At 73.0% G+C, this 14,268-nt stretch carries 17 protein-coding genes; 9 read left to right on the top strand and 8 right to left on the bottom strand.

Going from position 1 to position 14,268, the window contains the following annotated elements; genetic code table 11:
* Positions 1-73 precede the first annotated feature (73 nt).
* Entirely contained in the window at positions 74-301 is a 228-nt protein-coding gene (locus AC5L35_RS13580; protein ID WP_495059969.1) for an FmdB family zinc ribbon protein, read from the bottom strand.
* 31 nt (positions 302-332) lie between these two features.
* Positions 333-962: a TetR/AcrR family transcriptional regulator gene (locus AC5L35_RS13575; protein WP_495059968.1), complete on the bottom strand. Its 630-nt coding sequence runs from the start codon at positions 960-962 to the stop codon at positions 333-335.
* 81 nt (positions 963-1,043) lie between these two features.
* Between AC5L35_RS13575 and AC5L35_RS13570 the strand changes: the two genes are divergently transcribed.
* Entirely contained in the window at positions 1,044-1,883 is an 840-nt protein-coding gene (locus tag AC5L35_RS13570) for an alpha/beta fold hydrolase (RefSeq protein ID WP_495059967.1), read from the top strand.
* Between the two features lie 18 nt (positions 1,884-1,901).
* Here AC5L35_RS13570 and glgX read toward each other — a convergent pair whose 3' ends face one another.
* Positions 1,902-3,905, bottom strand: a complete 2,004-nt coding sequence (gene glgX / locus AC5L35_RS13565; protein WP_495059966.1) for a glycogen debranching protein GlgX — start codon at positions 3,903-3,905, stop codon at positions 1,902-1,904.
* A 155-nt stretch (positions 3,906-4,060) separates the two neighbouring features.
* Between glgX and AC5L35_RS13560 the strand changes: the two genes are divergently transcribed.
* The 6 genes from AC5L35_RS13560 to AC5L35_RS13535 all read left to right on the top strand — a co-directional run bounded on the left by AC5L35_RS13560 (position 4,061) and on the right by AC5L35_RS13535 (position 9,256).
* A complete protein-coding gene (locus tag AC5L35_RS13560) occupies positions 4,061-4,825 on the top strand; it encodes an ABC transporter ATP-binding protein (protein ID WP_495060380.1) in 765 nt (254 codons plus the stop codon).
* 50 nt (positions 4,826-4,875) lie between these two features.
* Entirely contained in the window at positions 4,876-5,655 is a 780-nt protein-coding gene (locus AC5L35_RS13555; RefSeq protein WP_495059965.1) for an enoyl-CoA hydratase/isomerase family protein, read from the top strand.
* 25 nt (positions 5,656-5,680) lie between these two features.
* Positions 5,681-6,637: a class I SAM-dependent methyltransferase gene (locus AC5L35_RS13550; RefSeq protein WP_495059964.1), complete on the top strand. Its 957-nt coding sequence runs from the start codon at positions 5,681-5,683 to the stop codon at positions 6,635-6,637.
* 41 nt (positions 6,638-6,678) lie between these two features.
* Positions 6,679-7,833, top strand: a complete 1,155-nt coding sequence (gene macS, locus AC5L35_RS13545) for a MacS family sensor histidine kinase (protein WP_495059963.1) — start codon at positions 6,679-6,681, stop codon at positions 7,831-7,833.
* Positions 7,830-8,495: a response regulator gene (locus tag AC5L35_RS13540; RefSeq protein WP_495059962.1), complete on the top strand. Its 666-nt coding sequence runs from the start codon at positions 7,830-7,832 to the stop codon at positions 8,493-8,495. The genes macS and AC5L35_RS13540 overlap by 4 nt, the downstream gene beginning before the upstream one ends.
* Before the next feature lie 86 nt (positions 8,496-8,581).
* Positions 8,582-9,256 (top strand): response regulator transcription factor, encoded by a 675-nt coding sequence (locus tag AC5L35_RS13535; RefSeq protein ID WP_495059961.1) that lies wholly within the window; start codon positions 8,582-8,584, stop codon positions 9,254-9,256.
* 63 nt (positions 9,257-9,319) lie between these two features.
* On the opposite strand, the gene AC5L35_RS13530 is transcribed toward AC5L35_RS13535, so the two are convergent.
* The 3 genes from AC5L35_RS13530 to AC5L35_RS13520 are packed head-to-tail and all read right to left on the bottom strand — an operon-like array spanning position 9,320 to position 11,377.
* A complete protein-coding gene (locus AC5L35_RS13530; RefSeq protein ID WP_495059960.1) occupies positions 9,320-10,249 on the bottom strand; it encodes a nucleoside hydrolase in 930 nt (309 codons plus the stop codon).
* The gene (locus tag AC5L35_RS13525; RefSeq protein ID WP_495059959.1) at positions 10,246-11,082 is read right to left on the bottom strand and encodes a ribokinase; all 837 of its coding nucleotides are present in this window, start codon (positions 11,080-11,082) and stop codon (positions 10,246-10,248) included. Before AC5L35_RS13525 ends, AC5L35_RS13530 begins: the two co-directional genes overlap by 4 nt.
* A gap of 43 nt (positions 11,083-11,125) precedes the next feature.
* Entirely contained in the window at positions 11,126-11,377 is a 252-nt protein-coding gene (locus AC5L35_RS13520; RefSeq protein WP_495059958.1) for a hypothetical protein, read from the bottom strand.
* A 57-nt stretch (positions 11,378-11,434) separates the two neighbouring features.
* Here AC5L35_RS13520 and AC5L35_RS13515 point away from each other — a divergent pair, with 57 nt between their 5' ends.
* Both AC5L35_RS13515 and AC5L35_RS13510 read left to right on the top strand, forming a co-directional pair.
* Positions 11,435-12,211, top strand: a complete 777-nt coding sequence (locus tag AC5L35_RS13515; RefSeq protein ID WP_495059957.1) for an acyltransferase — start codon at positions 11,435-11,437, stop codon at positions 12,209-12,211.
* Positions 12,212-12,318: 107 nt separating this feature from the next.
* Positions 12,319-12,477: a hypothetical protein gene (locus tag AC5L35_RS13510; protein WP_495059956.1), complete on the top strand. Its 159-nt coding sequence runs from the start codon at positions 12,319-12,321 to the stop codon at positions 12,475-12,477.
* Here the strand turns inward: AC5L35_RS13510 and AC5L35_RS13505 are convergent.
* A complete protein-coding gene (locus AC5L35_RS13505) occupies positions 12,455-13,747 on the bottom strand; it encodes a glycosyltransferase family 4 protein (RefSeq protein WP_495059955.1) in 1,293 nt (430 codons plus the stop codon). The two genes, AC5L35_RS13510 and AC5L35_RS13505, sit on opposite strands and share 23 nt — an antisense overlap.
* A gap of 10 nt (positions 13,748-13,757) precedes the next feature.
* A complete protein-coding gene (locus tag AC5L35_RS13500) occupies positions 13,758-14,255 on the bottom strand; it encodes a MarR family winged helix-turn-helix transcriptional regulator (protein ID WP_495059954.1) in 498 nt (165 codons plus the stop codon).
* Positions 14,256-14,268 lie beyond the last annotated feature (13 nt).

Here is a 14,268-nt window from a genome sequence, read left to right as displayed (position 1 = left end):
TGCCCGAGTCGAGGTGAACGGAGCCGGACAACCACCAGAACTCCCGCGCGGGTCGTCCGACGGGTGGGCGGGCTCAGCCGCCGCAGCAGCCGCCCCCGCAGCACCCGCCGCCGCCTCCACCGACGCGGGCGGGCGCGGCCTGCGAGCCGGAGCTCAGTCCGCCGACGGCCACGGTGGTGAGCAGCTTGACCGTGTCGTCGTGGCCGGCGGGGCAGCGGGCGGGGTCGCTCGCCGCGCTCATCGGACGGCTGACCTCGAAGGTCGAACCACAGCCGCGGCAGCGGAAGTCGTAGCGGGGCACGCGGGCAGCGTAACCACTGCGACGGGCCGGGTCAGGCGGTCGAGGCCACCTCTTCGGGCGCGCTCACGTCTGTGTGCGCGGCGAGCGCGGCAAGCGCCCTGTCCACGGCACGAGTGAGGCGCTGTGGGTCCGGATCGGACTTGACCAGGACCTGGAGGCCCTCGAGCAGCATGGTCAACATGGCGGCCGAGGCCGGCAGGTCCACGTCGGGCCCCACCTCGCCCTCCTGGGCGGCCTTGCGCAGGCCCTGCAGGAACCCGTCCTCGACGAGCGCGAGGATCTCCGCGAGATGCGCGGACACGGCCGCGTCACCGGGAAGCCGCTCGCCTGCCGTGTTGGCGATCAGGCAGCCGCGCGGGGACGGCCGTTGCTGGGCCGCCAGATCGAGATAGCCCACGAGTACCGCCCGGATCCGCGGCAGGACGGGACCGCCTGCCAGCAGGAAGGGGGCGAGGGTTCGGGCCTGCGAGTCGCGGTAGTGCTCGAGGGCACGCAGGAAGATCGCCTGCTTGTCACCGAAGGCCCGGTAGAGGCTGCCCGGGTGGAGACCGACGTGCGTCGTCAGGTCGGTGTACGAGGTGGCCTCGTACCCCTGGGTCCAGAAGATCTCCATGGCGCGTTCGACGACCTCGGTCTCGTCGAAGCTGCGTCGGCGTGGCACGCGCGCAGCCTAGTTCATCTTGAGCGGGCGTTCACGAACGTGCTAGGAATGTGAATCACTGTTCAACTATGGGGGAGCGGCATGCTCGACGGGTTCGAGGACGGTTACGCCGAGGTCAACGGGATCCGGCTGCACTACGTCAGCGGCGGGGAGGGAACGCCACTGGTGCTGCTGCCCGGGTGGCCGAGGACGTGGTGGCAGTTCCGCAAGGTCATGCCGATCCTGGCGAAGCGGCACCGCGTGATCGCCGTCGACATGCGGGGCATGGGCGAGTCGGACAAGCCCGACGGCGGCTACGACAAGAAGACGATGGCCTCGGACATCCACGGGCTCGTGCGCTCGCTGGGCTATGACCGGGTCGGCATCGCCGGTGAGGACATCGGCTCGATGGTGGCGTTCAGCTTCGCGGCGAACCACCCCGAGGCCACCACGAAGCTGGCCCTCTGGGAACCCGGGCATCCGGACGAGTCGTTCCGCTCGTTCCCGCTGCTGCCCACCGCGGACGGACCCAACCTGTGGTGGTTCGCCTTCAACCAGGTCGAGGACCTGCCCGAGAAGCTGCTCGCCGGTCGGTTCCGCCTGGTCGTGGACTGGTTGATCGACTACATGGGCACCCCGCCGGAGGCGATCGACGAGCGCAGCCGGGCCATCTACGCCGAGGCCTACGACCAGCCGGGCGCCGTCCGGGCGAGCAACCGCTGGTACCAGACGTTCTACGACGACATCGAGGACGCGAAGAAGTACCCGGTGCTCCGGATGCCGGTGCTGGGAATGGGGGGCATCTACTTCCCCTTCGTCAAGGCGCTCACCGAAGGACGGGCGTCGGACACCCGCTTCGTCGAGTTCCCGGGTGCGGGCCACTACCTGTCCGAGGAACGGCCCGAGGACCTCGCCCGCGAGCTGATGGCCTTCTTCGGCTGAGCGGAGACCCTCCCGCCGTCAGGCGCGCAGGAGCAGCAGCGACCGGGGCGGGAGGGTGATGGTCGTGCTGCTGGGGAGCGGGCGCCGGCTCACCGGGACCCCGTCCGGCCGGGTGCTGTCCAGCACGGGCGTGTACGGGCCTCCCTTGGGCAGCGTCGCGGCCAGTGCCGGGTCGCCCGCGTGCAGGAACAGCAGCCACTCCCCACGCAGCAGGCCGAGGCTGTGCAGGCGGCCGTCGTGCCAGTCGTGCCCACCCATCCGGCGCCCCGACGGATGCCACCAGAGCACCTCGCCGTCCCGGTAGAAGCGGTCCCGGTGCAGCGCGGGTGAGCTGCGCCGGATCTCCGCCACCCGTGCGGTGAACGCGGAGAGCGAGTCCGCCCCCGCCCCGCCCGTCCAGTCCACCCACGACGTCTCGTCGTCCAGGCAGTAGGCGTTGTTGTTGCCCCGCTGGGTGCGCCACAGCTCGTCGCCGCCGAGCAGCATCGGGGTGCCCGTCGACAGCAGCAGCGTGGCGAGCATCGCGCGGGCCGTGGCCAGCCGGCGGGAGACGAGCACCGGAGAGGACGTCTCGCCCTCGACGCCGAAGTTCTGGGAGCGGTTGTCGTCGGTGCCGTCGCGGTTGTGCTCGCCGTTGGCCTCGTTGTGCTTGCGCTCGTAGGACACCAGGTCACGCAGGGTGAACCCGTCGTGCGCTGTGACGAAGTTGACCGACGCCCACGGGCGGCGGCCGGACAGCCGGTACAGGTCCGAGCTGCCGGTCAGCCGGGACGCGACCTCGCCGATGCCGCCGTGGCCGCGCCAGAAGTCGCGCACCGCGTCGCGGTAGCGGCCGTTCCACTCCGACCAGGCCACGCCGAACCCGCCGACCCGGTAACCCTCGCCGGTGGCGTCCCACGGCTCGGCGATGAGCTTCACCCGGGACAGCACCGGGTCGACCGCGATCGCGGTCAGCAGGGCCGAGTGCGGGTCGAACGCCCCCGACCGCGGCCTGCCGAGCACGCTGGCGAGGTCGATGCGGAAGCCGTCGACGCCGAAGACGGTGACCCAGTGCCGCATCGCGTCGCACACCAGCCGGATCACGGTGGGCGAGCCGGCGTCGAGGGTGTTGCCGGTGCCGGTGATGTCGGCGTCGTGGCCGTTGCCGCCCAGCGAGTAGTACGCGGGCGCGTCGAGGCCGCGGTAGGACAGCGTGGTGCCCCCGACCCCACCCTCCGCGGTGTGGTTCGGGACGAAGTCGAGGATCACCTCGATGCCCGCGGCGTGCAGCGCGGCCACCATGGTGCGGAACTCCTCGACCTCCGCACCCGGCCTGCTCGCGTACCCGGCGTGCGGGGCGAGGAAGCCGAGCGTGGCGTAGCCCCAGTAGTTGGTGCGGCCGCCCTGCAGCAGCGGTGGCTCCTCGGCGATGGACGCCACCGGCAACAGCTCGACGGCCGTGACACCGAGCCTGCTCAGGTGCTCGACCACGGCCGGATGCGCGAGCCCGAGGTAGGTGCCGCGGTGCTCGGGCGGCACCTCGGGGTGCAGCTTCGTGTAGCCGCGGACGTGCAGTTCGGTGATCACGGTCTCCGACCACGGCACGTCCGGCCGGGGGCCGCCCGCGAGGACGTCGGGCTCGCTCACCACCGAGAGCGGCACGTGCCCGAGCGAGTCGACGGTGCTCAGCAGGCCCGTCATCGGGTCGTCCACCCAGCCGCGGGCGGCGTACAGATCGGTGACGCGGCCGGTGATCCGCCGCGCGTAGGGGTCGGCGAGGATCTTCGCGGGGTTGGCCCGCAGCCCGTCCCACGGCCGGTACGGGCCGTGCACGCGGTACCCGTAGCGCTGCCCGGGTGTCACCCCGGCGAGGTACCCGTGCCAGACGCCGAACGTGCGTTCCGTGAGCGCGACCCGCTTCTCGGTCAGCCCGTCGTCCGGACCGTCCACGAGACACACTTCTACGGCGTCCGCGCTGGTGGAGGCCACCGCGAAGCGGACCCCGCCGTCGTCGGCATGGGCACCCAGTGGGAAGACCGGCACGATCGGCGAGGATAGGGCCCGTGGCAGCGCCGGGATCGCAATCTGAGTCCTTCCTCACCGCAGGCAACAACCCACGGAGCGTCAGCCCACGCAGCGTCGTTGGAGACGGGGCGCGGACCGACACCGACCTCGACGGCACCGACCTCGTCATCGGGATGGAGGGCGTCGTCGTCCGGAGGGGCAAGTCGACCTTGCTGCACGACGTCGACTGGGCCGTGGAGCTCGACGAGCGCTGGGTGGTGCTCGGGCCCAACGGGGCGGGCAAGACCACCCTGCTGCGGCTCGCCGCTGCGGAGCTGCACCCGACGGCGGGCACGGTGCACGTGCTGGGCGAACGGCTGGGCCGGGTCAACGTGTTCGAGCTGCGCACCCGGATCGGCCTCAGCTCGGCCGCGCTCGGGATGCGCGTCCCGGGCGACGAGACGGTGCAGGACGTCGTGGTCAGCGCCGGGTACGGGGTGCTGGGCCGCTGGCGGGAGCAGTACGACACGACCGACACCGAGCGGGCGGAGCAGCTCCTGGACGCGCTGGGGGTGCGCGGCCTGGCCGAGCGGACCTTCGGGACGCTGTCGGAGGGCGAGCGCAAGCGCACCCTGATCGCCAGGGCGCTGATGACCGACCCCGAGCTGCTGCTGCTCGACGAACCCGCCGCCGGGCTCGACCTCGGCGGCCGTGAGGACCTCGTCGGGCGGCTCGCGACCCTGGCCGCCGACCCGGACGCGCCGGCGTCGGTGCTGGTCACCCACCACGTGGAGGAGATCCCGGTCGGCTACAGCCACGGCCTCCTGCTGCGTGAGGGCGGGGTGGTGGCCGCCGGGCTGCTCGACGACGTCCTGACCGACGAGAACCTGACCGCCACCTTCGGCATCCCGCTGAAGGTGCAGCGCCGCCGCGGCCGCTACACGGCCTGGCTGCGGTAGGGCCTCCCCGGAACCCACGGGCTGCACACCCCCTGATCTAGGGTCGGCCCGTGAGCGAATTCGTGAGCCTCGAGGTCGACGGCGGTGTGGGGACGATCCGGCTGGATCGGCCCCCGATGAACGCGTTCAGCCGGCAGGTACAGGAGGAGCTGAAAGCCGCTGCCGAGGAGGCCACGCGGCGGGCGGACGTCCGTGCCGTGGTCGTGTACGGCGGGGAGAAGGTGTTCGCGGCGGGCGCCGACATCAAGGAGATGACGGCCATGTCGTACTCCGACGTCGCCCCGGTCGCGCGCAGGCTCTCCGCCTGCTTCGGGGCGATCTCGGAGATCCCCAAGCCGACGGTCGCGGCGATCACCGGCTACGCGCTCGGCGGCGGGATGGAGGTGGCACTCGGCTGTGACCGGCGGGTGTGCGGCGACAACGCGAAGCTCGGCCAGCCGGAGATCCTGCTGGGGATCATCCCCGGTGGCGGCGGCACCCAGCGGATGGCCCGGCTGATCGGGCCGTCGCGGGCGAAGGACCTGATCTTCACCGGCCGGATGGTCGGGGCGGAGGAGGCGCTGGCGATCGGTCTCGTCGACCAGGTCGTGCCGGCCGACGAGGTCTACGCAGCGGCCCGGGCCTGGGCCGAGCAGTTCGCCACCGGTCCGGCCGTGGCGCTGGCGGCGGCCAAGAAGGCGATCGACGGAGGCCTCGACGTCGACCTGCGCAGCGGCCTGGACCTGGAGGCGGAGCTCTTCGCGGCGCTCTTCGCCACCGAGGACCGGACGGCCGGTATGACGTCGTTCGTGGAGAAGGGTCCGGGAAAGGCGACGTTCAGCGGACGCTGAAGCGCGCCCCATATGCTCCCTACCCATGAGTACGGACCCGGCCCCGAACCCGCACGCCACCGCTGAACAGGTGGCGGCTGCCCAGCACGATCGGAAGCTGGCCAACGTCCTCTATCACGACTGGGAGGCGGGCTCGTACGACGACAAGTGGTCGATCTCCTACGACGAGCGCTGCATCACCTACGCCGCCGACCGGTTCCGGCTGGTGGCCGGCGAGGGGGACCGGCCCTACGAGCGCGCGCTGGAACTGGGCTGCGGCACCGGCTTCTTCCTGCTCAACCTCATGCAGGCGGGCGTCGCGAAGCGCGGGTCGGTCACGGACCTCTCGCCGGGCATGGTGCAGGCCGCCCTGCGCAACGCCGGCGGCCTCGGGCTCGACGTCGACGGCCGGGTGGCCGACGCCGAGCGCATCCCGTACGAGGACGAGACGTTCGACCTGGTGGTCGGGCACGCCGTGCTGCACCACATCCCGGACGTCGAGCTTGCGCTGCGCGAGGTGCTGCGGGTGCTGAAGCCGGGCGGCCGGTTCGTGTTCGCCGGGGAGCCCACCACGATCGGTGACGCCTACGCTCGCCGCCTCGGCGCGCTCACCTGGAAGGCGGCCACGACGATCACCCGGTTGCCCGCCCTGCGGGGGTGGCGGCGCCCGCAGGCGGAGCTGGACGAGTCGTCCCGGGCCGCCGCGCTGGAGGCCGTGGTCGACATCCACACGTTCGACCCGGCCGCGCTCGAGGACATCGCCCGCCGGGCCGGGGCGGCGGACGCCCGCGTGGTCACCGAGGAGTTCACCGCGGCGATGCTGGGCTGGCCGGTACGGACGTTCGAGGCCGCGGTGCCGCCGGGGAAGCTCGGCATGGGCTGGGCGATGTTCGCCTACCGCTCCTGGCAGCGGCTGTCGTGGCTGGACCAGCGCGTGCTCACCCGGGTCGTGCCGAGGGCGTGGTTCTACAATGCGCTCGTCACGGGGACGAGATCCCGGTAGTTCGCGATCACCGATCGCGCCGCGTCGGCCAGGATGGGACCGTGACGACGCCGACAGCCGCCGACACCGAACAGCCGCTCGCACCGCTGTGGCGCGGCCTGCTGGTCTACCGGGTGCTGGCGCTGCTGACCACCTCGGGCGGCGTCCTGTTCTCGCTGGACAGCTACGCCCGGCCGGCGACCGCGGTGGCGGTGCTCGTGGTGATGGCGGTCTGGACGGCGGTCAGCGGCGCCGGCTACCTCGGTGCGCTGCCGGGGTTGCGGGACCGGTGCGGCCTGATCGCGGTGGTCGACGTCGCGGTCACCGTCGCGGTGATGGCGACCACCCCCTTCGTGCAGACCCCGGCCCAGTTCGCCGCGGACGCGCCGGTGATGGGTTCGATCTGGACGCCGGGCGCGGTGTTGGCCTGCGCGCTCGTCTACGGGGTGCGCGGTGGGCTCGCGGGCGCCGCGACCATGTCGCTCGCGCTGGTGGCGTTCCAGGCCCACTGGCGGGACGAGCTGCACGACATCCAGCTGCTCTTTCTCGTCGCGGTGACGATCGGTTTCGCGTCCGCGGTGCTGCGGCGTGCCGCCGAGCGGCTGCGGCTCGCCGTCGCCGCCGAGGCGGCGATGGCCGAACGGGAGCGGTTGACGCGCGCGGTCCACGACGGCGTCCTGCAGGTGCTCGGGTACGTGCGGCGGCGGGGCGCCGAGCTGGGCGGCCCCGCGGGGGAGCTGGGTGAGCTGGCCGGGAAGCAGGAGTTCACGCTGCGGACGCTGCTGACCACCGGGGCGGCGCCCGTCGACGTCAACGGCAGGCGTGACCTCGCCGCGGCCCTGCGGGTGCTCGCCTGCGAGTACGTCAGCGTGTCGACGCCGGCGCACCGGGTCGAGCTGCCCGCGCACGTCGTCGACGAGCTGGTGGCGGTGGCCGGTGCCGCGCTCGCGAACGTCGAGGTCCACGTCGGCCCGCAGGCGCCGGCCTGGGTGTTGCTCGAGGACACCGGTGACGGCGTGCAGATCAGCGTGCGCGACGAGGGCCCCGGCATCCCCGACGGCAGGCTGGACGCGGCGGAGGCCGAAGGGCGGTTGGGCGTGGCCCGCTCGATGCGGGGCCGGGTGCTCGACCTCGGAGGCACGATCTCCTGCGACACCGGGCCGGACCGGGGCACGGACTGGACGATCAGGCTCCCGCAGCGGAAGGTGCCGGCATGACGGAGGAGAGCGACGCGATCACGGTGATGGTCGTGGACGACCATCCGATCTGGCGGGAGGGCGTGGCGCGCGACCTGACCGAACGCGGGCTGACGGTGATCGCGACCGCCGCGGACGCGGACGCGGCGGTGCGGATCGCGTTCGCCACCAGGCCGCGCGTGGTGCTGATGGATCTCAACCTCGGCGCGTCGTCGGGGGTGCGGGCGATCGAGGGGATCCTCGGGAAGCTCCCCGAGACCCGGATCCTCGTGTTGTCGGCGAGCGCCGAGCACAGCGACGTGCTGGAGGCGGTGAAGGCCGGGGCCAACGGCTACCTGCTGAAGTCGGCGGGGGCCGACGAGCTGCTCGCCGCGGTCCGGCGCACCGCCGAGGGCTTTCCGGTGTTCACGCCCGGCCTGGCGGGGCTGGTACTGGGGGAGTACCGGCGGCTGGCCGGCGAGCCGGGCGCCACCGGCGGCGAGGCGCCGGTGCTCACGGAACGGGAGACCGAGGTGCTGCGGCTGGTGGCCAAGGGCCTCACGGCCCGCCAGATCGGCGAGCGCCTGGTGCTGTCGCACCGCACGGTGGAGAGCCACGTGCAGAACACACTCCGGAAGCTGCAGCTGCACAACCGGGCGCAGCTCGTGCGTTACGCCATTGAGCGGGGTCTGGCCGACGGTTGATCACTCGACGTGATCTTCACGCGGCGAACGGGTGGTCCTCTGCGAACGGTTTCCTCCCGGCGTAACTCCTTGGGAGGATCCGCCTCATGATCGTGGGCGCCGCGGACGGGCGGGCGGGCAGCGAGGAGGAGGCCGGTCGTCCGGCCACCGCCGTGCTCGTCGGTGCGTTCGCGGGAGGCGCGTACCCGGCTCCGGTGCTCGCCAGCCGGGGCGTCGACCTGCTCGGCACGGTCGCGCCCCGCGACGCCGTGCAGCTGGTGTTCGGGCTACGCCCGCAGGTGGTCGTCGTGGATCTCGCCGAGGGCCGGGCCGCGCTCGCGGTGATCGGGTCCGTCACCGCGGCGGTCCCGCAGGCCGCGATCCTCACCCTGACCGCCACCCCCGACCACGCTGCCGTGCTCTCCGCCGTACAGGCCGGTTCCACCAGCCATCTCGTCGCGCCCGTCACGGCGGAGGACCTGGCCGACGCCGTGCGCCGCACCGCGGCCGGGCACGCCGTGTTCAGCCCCGGGCTCGCCGACGTGGTGCTGGACGAGGTCGGCAGGCCCGTTGATCCGCAGGAAGGGGCCCGGCGGCTCACCGAACGGGAGGCGGACGTGCTGCGCCTCGTGGTCGACGGGCTCACCGCCCGCCAGATCGCCACCCGGCTGGTCCTGTCGCCGCGCACGGTGGAGAACCACGTGCAGAACGTGCTGCGCAAGCTGCGCCTGCGCAGCCGCGCCGCCCTGGTGCGCTACGCCATCGAGAACGGGCTGGCCTAGGAGGGTGCTGAACAGCACCGCGCAGTAGGGCCGAGTTGTTCAGCGCGCTCCTAGGAGTGCACGTCAGCCCAGGCGCAGTAGGCGGGCCAGTATCTCGGCCAGCACGGCCTGCGGATCGGCGTCGAGAGCGACGCGCACCGGCTCCCCGGCGGCGTCCGGCACGGCGACGGTGGCTCCTCTGGCCGGTCCGAGGTCGCAGGCCACGTGGATCGGGAGCGCGGTGGTCACCAGCGTGCCCGGCACCGCCGCCTCCAGCACGGCGAGTGCGTCGTGGAGCGCGACGGCGTCCACGCCGTACCGGGTGCGGTAGGCCGCGTGGTAGTGGCCGACCACCTCCGCGAGCTCGGCGCACCGGGGACCTCCGGCCGCGAGCGCGCCGAGCCAGTCGGCGGTGGCGGTACACCGTTGCGTGAGGTCGAGCGGCACCATCGTCACGGGCACGTCGGTCTGGGTGAACACCCGGTGCGCGGCCTCCGGGTCGCAGTGGACGTTGAACTCGGCGACACCTCCGGTGTTGCCCGCGCCCAGCGAGCCACCCATCGCGACGATCCGCCCGATCCGCGGTGCCAGCTCCGGATGCACCGCGAGCAGCAGCGCGATGTTGGTCAGTGGCCCGATCGGCACGATCGTCACCGGTTCGGTGGCCGCGGCCAGCACCGACGCCATCAGCCCGACGGCACCTCGCGGGTCCGGTTCTGCGGCAGGGGCGGGTAGCGCGTCGGCGCGGCCGCCGATCCCGTCGCCGCCGTGCCACGCCTCGGCGCGCTGGCGCTGCGGGTGCACGAGAGGGCGGTCGGCGCCGACACCGAGCGGAACGTCGGACCGGTCGCAGAGGGCGAGGAGCCGCCCGGCGTTCTCCGTGGTCCTCCGCAGCGGCACGTTGCCGAACACGGTGGTCACGGCCCGCAGATCGACCTCCGGCGAGGCGAGCGCCAGCATGATGGCCACGGCGTCGTCCACACCCGGGTCGGTGTCGATGATCAGCGGAGTCACAGGACGGCCGCCAGTTCGGCGGCGGTGGGCAGGGACGGCTGGGCCCCGGGCCGCGTCACGGTCAGCGCCCCGGCCGCGCACGCCCGGCGCAGCGCGTCGGCATCGGACGCGCCGTCGAGCAGGGCCACCACGAGCGCGGCGGTGAAGGTGTCGCCTGCCGCGGTACCGTCGACGACCGTGACCGGTGGGGGCTGAGCACGGGCCACCTCCCGGCCGCCCCGGCGCAGCACGGCGCCGGCGGCGCCCGACGTGACGGCCACGGCGCCCGCGGCGTCGAGCCCGTCGATCGCGGCGTACTCCGAGGTGTTGACGACCACCAGGTCGACCTTGCGGAGCAGTGCGGGCGGGAGCGCCCTGGCGGGCGCGGCGTTGAGCACCACGAGCCCGTCGGCCTGCTCCACGGTGGCCGTCACCGCGGCGTCAGGGATCTCCAGCACGGTGAGGACGGCGTCGGCGCCGCGGACGTCGTCCGGCGTGACCTGCAGGGCCGCGTTGGCGCCTGCAGCGACGACGATCGTGGTCTCACCGGAGTCGTCCACCGTGATCAGCGCGTGTCCGGTGGGGTGCGCGGGCTCCCGGCGCAGCCTGTCGAGCCGCACGCCGTCGCTGTGCAGCAGGGCGAGGGCCTCCTCGGCGGCGGGGTCGGCACCGACCGCGGCCACCAGGGTCACCTCAGCGCCGAGGCGCCGCGCCGCGAGCGCCTGGTTGGCGCCCTTGCCGCCGGGCACCCGCTGCAGGTCGCCTGCGGCGAGCGTCTCGCCGGGAGCGGGCAACCGGGGGACCCGGGCCACGAGGTCGAGGTTGACGCTGCCGACGACCGCGATCCGGGACACCTCGCGGACGATGTCCGATCACGCGGGCCGGCGCAACCGCACCTCACTCGGAACGGGTCGGCTCGCTCTCGTCGTCGGCGTCGAGGTCGTGGTCGGCGCGCTCGGCGGTGCTTCCCTCACCCCCGCTCGACCGGTCGGGCCCGGACGGGTCCGACCCGGCATCGGCGGCCTCGTAGGCGTGCTCGTCGTCCGGGCCTGCCCCCGTCGGGTTGTCGACCCGGCGGGAGACGACCCGGTCCTCCCCGGTGCCGGCGGGCGCCTCGGCGCCGATCGTGTTGGAGCTGTCACTGGTCACCCGCGCGACTACCCGGGCGGCGGCGCAGGCGAAACGCGGCAGCCCTATCGTCGGGTCATGACCAGCATGTGGGGCGCACCCCTGCGTGACCGCTGGGGGCGCGCCCCGCGTCGCGACCCACGGCAGGCCCGGTTCCTGACGATCGCGTCGCTGCGCTGGGTGATCCGCAACCGCGCCTACACGCCCTGGTACCTGGTCCGGTACTGGCGCCTGCTGCGTTTCCGGCTGGCCAACCCGCACGTGATCCTGCGCGGCATGGTGTTCCTCGGCAGGCGCGTCGAACTGCACGCCCGCCCCGGCTACGGCCGCCTGGAGATCGGCCGGTGGGTGCACATCGGCGACGGCAACTCGCTGCGCTGCCACGAAGGGTCGCTGCGCATCGGCGACAAGGTCGTGTTCGGAAAGGACAACACGATCAACTGCTACCTCGACGTCGAGGTCGGGGCGGCCACGATCGTCGCGGACTGGGTGTACATCACCGACTTCGACCACCGCACCGAGGACGTGCACGTCCCCATCAAGGACCAAGGCATCGTCAAGACACCGGTGCGCATCGGGCCCGACTGCTGGATCGGGGTGAAGGTGTCGGTGCTGCGCGGCACCCGGGTCGGGCGCGGCTCGGTGCTGGGGGCGCACGCGGTGGTGCGGGGGGACATCCCGGAGTACTCCGTCGCTGTCGGCGCCCCGGCCAGGGTGGTGCGGAACCGGGTGGCCGACTACGAGGCGGCGGCCGAGCGCAGGGCGGCACTCACCGATATCGCCCGTAAGACGGAAGCGGCCGTCCGAGAGCGAGTGGAGCAAACTTCCGGTAGTGCGTCCCCCAAGAAAAGTTAACAGGATCTGAATCGATGTGACCTGCCGCAACCTGGGTAACAAAGGCGGCCCTTCTCGCGTTGGATAGGGCGTCGGATACAAACCGCCAGCCAGGAAGTGGTGCCCCCATGAAGGACGACACCGTGCGCCGCCTCAACGCGCTCGACGAGGAGTACACGGCAGCCGTCAACGCTGCCGTCGCCGAGGACCGCGATGACCTCATCCACCAGCTCGTCGAGGAGTACCCCGACGCCGCGCTGGAGATCATGAGCAACGAGGCGGCCTGATCCTCACCCCGGGCGCCGAGCGCCCGAACACGTTGCCGGTCGGGATCTTCGGCCGGCCGAGCTGGACCGGCACGCCCGCCGGTGCTGCCGCGTACACCGCAGCAGTCTCCGCGGCGATGCGGGCCCAGTCGAAGTCGACAGCGAGCCGTGCGCGTGCCGTACCGGCCCGCCGCGCTGCCGCCGTCGGGTCGCCGAGCACGGCGCCGACGGCCCGCGCGAGCGCCGCGACATCGCCGGGTGGGAACGACACCCCGGTGGCCCCGTCGACCACCACCTCTCCGAGCCCGCCCGCAGTCGACGCCACGAGTGGCGCGCCTGCCGCGGCGGCCTCCAGCGCCACGATCCCGAACGGCTCGTAGCGACTGGGCAGAACCACGGCGTCGACCGCGGCGAGCAGCGCGACCAGATCCTCGTCGGGCAGGTGGCCGAGGAACTCGACGCTCCGCCGTACCCGGTGCGTCCGTGCCGACTGCACCAGCAGGTCCGCCGCGGTTCCCGTGCCGGCGACCAGCACCTTCGTCCCCGGGTGTGCCCTGCGGATCCGCGGGAGCGCCGCGATCAGGTCCTGCACCCCCTTCTCGTACTCCAGCCGCCCGAAGTAGAGCAGAAGAGGCTCCCCGGCCGGGGCGTACCGTTTCCCCGCTGCGGCGACCCTGGCCCGGTCCGCGCGCCAGCGCCGGGGGGCGATCCCGTTGTGCAGCACCGCGACCCGCGCGGGATCCAGCTCGAACAGTTCGGCCACCTCGTCGCGCATCGCGGCCGAGCAGGTGATCACCCGGTCGGCGCGGTTCGCCAGCCACCACTCCGTGGAGTGCACCTGACGGCTCAGGGGCGCGGACAGCCAGCCCGCGTACCGCCCCGCCTCGGTGGCGTGGATCGTGGCGACGAGCGGCACTCCCAGTACGTCGGCCAGCGCGATCGCCGGATGCGCCACGAGCCAGTCGTGGGCGTGCACGACGTCGGGGCGCCACCCGGCGAGCCGGGTGAGCGCGGCACGCAGGAGCGCGTGTCCCATGGCCAGGGTCCAGGCCACCATGTCGCGTTCGAACTCGAGATGCGCCGGGTCCTCGGCGACGCGCAGCACGCGCACCCCGTCGACGACCTCGTCGAGCGTCGGATGCGTGACGGCGTCGGTGCCGGCGGGCTGCCGCGACAGGACGACGACCTCGTGCCCGGCCGCCGCCAGCTCCGTCGCGAGGGCGTGGACGTGCCGGCCCAGGCCCCCGACCACCACCGGTGGGTACTCCCAGGACACCATCAGCACCCGCATCCCCCGGAAACTACCCGGCGGTAATTCCGGGCTCCCATGCCGCTCCGGCCGGCGGCGAGCCGGTGTGGTGATCGAGGACGCGGCTCAGGAGCTCGGTCAGCTCGCTGCGCTCGGCTGGTGAGAGCGGAGCGAGCAGCGCCTCCTGCACTCCGTCGAGTGTGGTGCTGAGCCGCTCGAGGTGGTGCAGCCCGGCCTCGGTGATCGTGATGACGTTGCGCCTGCGGTCGGCGGGATCCGGGGCGCGGACCACCAGTTCCTGCTCGGCGAGCTCGCTGATCGCCTCCACGACGTAGCTGCGGTCGATCCGGCAGCGCCGTCCCAGTGCCGCTTGGCTCGCGGGCCCGAACTCCTCCAGCGCGGCGAGCAGGGCGTAGTGGTAGCGGCGCCAGTGTCCGGCGTCGAACGCCTCCCCCAGCAGCCGCCCGGTGTGTGTGCCCAGCTGTGAGATGAGCCAGCTCGGCGTGGAGCGCAGCCGGGCTGGAGTGCGGCGGTCGCCTGGGGTCTCCACGCGGCGAGGTTAC

The organism is Pseudonocardia sp. OZ21, assembly GCF_059359135.1.
Note: the sequence above shows the minus strand (reverse complement) of the source record. Positions and strands in the feature narration are given on the sequence as shown.

Bases quoted from the DNA above. Each gene is read 5' to 3' on its own strand.
- AC5L35_RS13570 (WP_495059967.1), top strand. From the start codon at position 1,044: ATGCTCGACGGGTTCGAGGACGGTTACGCCGAGGTCAACGGGATCCGG.
- AC5L35_RS13560 (WP_495060380.1), top strand. From the start codon at position 4,061: ATGGAGGGCGTCGTCGTCCGGAGGGGCAAGTCGACCTTGCTGCACGAC.
- AC5L35_RS13550 (WP_495059964.1), top strand. From the start codon at position 5,681: ATGAGTACGGACCCGGCCCCGAACCCGCACGCCACCGCTGAACAGGTG.
- AC5L35_RS13540 (WP_495059962.1), top strand. From the start codon at position 7,830: ATGACGGAGGAGAGCGACGCGATCACGGTGATGGTCGTGGACGACCAT.
- AC5L35_RS13535 (WP_495059961.1), top strand. From the start codon at position 8,582: ATGATCGTGGGCGCCGCGGACGGGCGGGCGGGCAGCGAGGAGGAGGCC.
- AC5L35_RS13515 (WP_495059957.1), top strand. From the start codon at position 11,435: ATGACCAGCATGTGGGGCGCACCCCTGCGTGACCGCTGGGGGCGCGCC.
- AC5L35_RS13510 (WP_495059956.1), top strand. From the start codon at position 12,319: ATGAAGGACGACACCGTGCGCCGCCTCAACGCGCTCGACGAGGAGTAC.
- AC5L35_RS13505 (WP_495059955.1), bottom strand. From the start codon at position 13,747: ATGCGGGTGCTGATGGTGTCCTGGGAGTACCCACCGGTGGTGGTCGGG.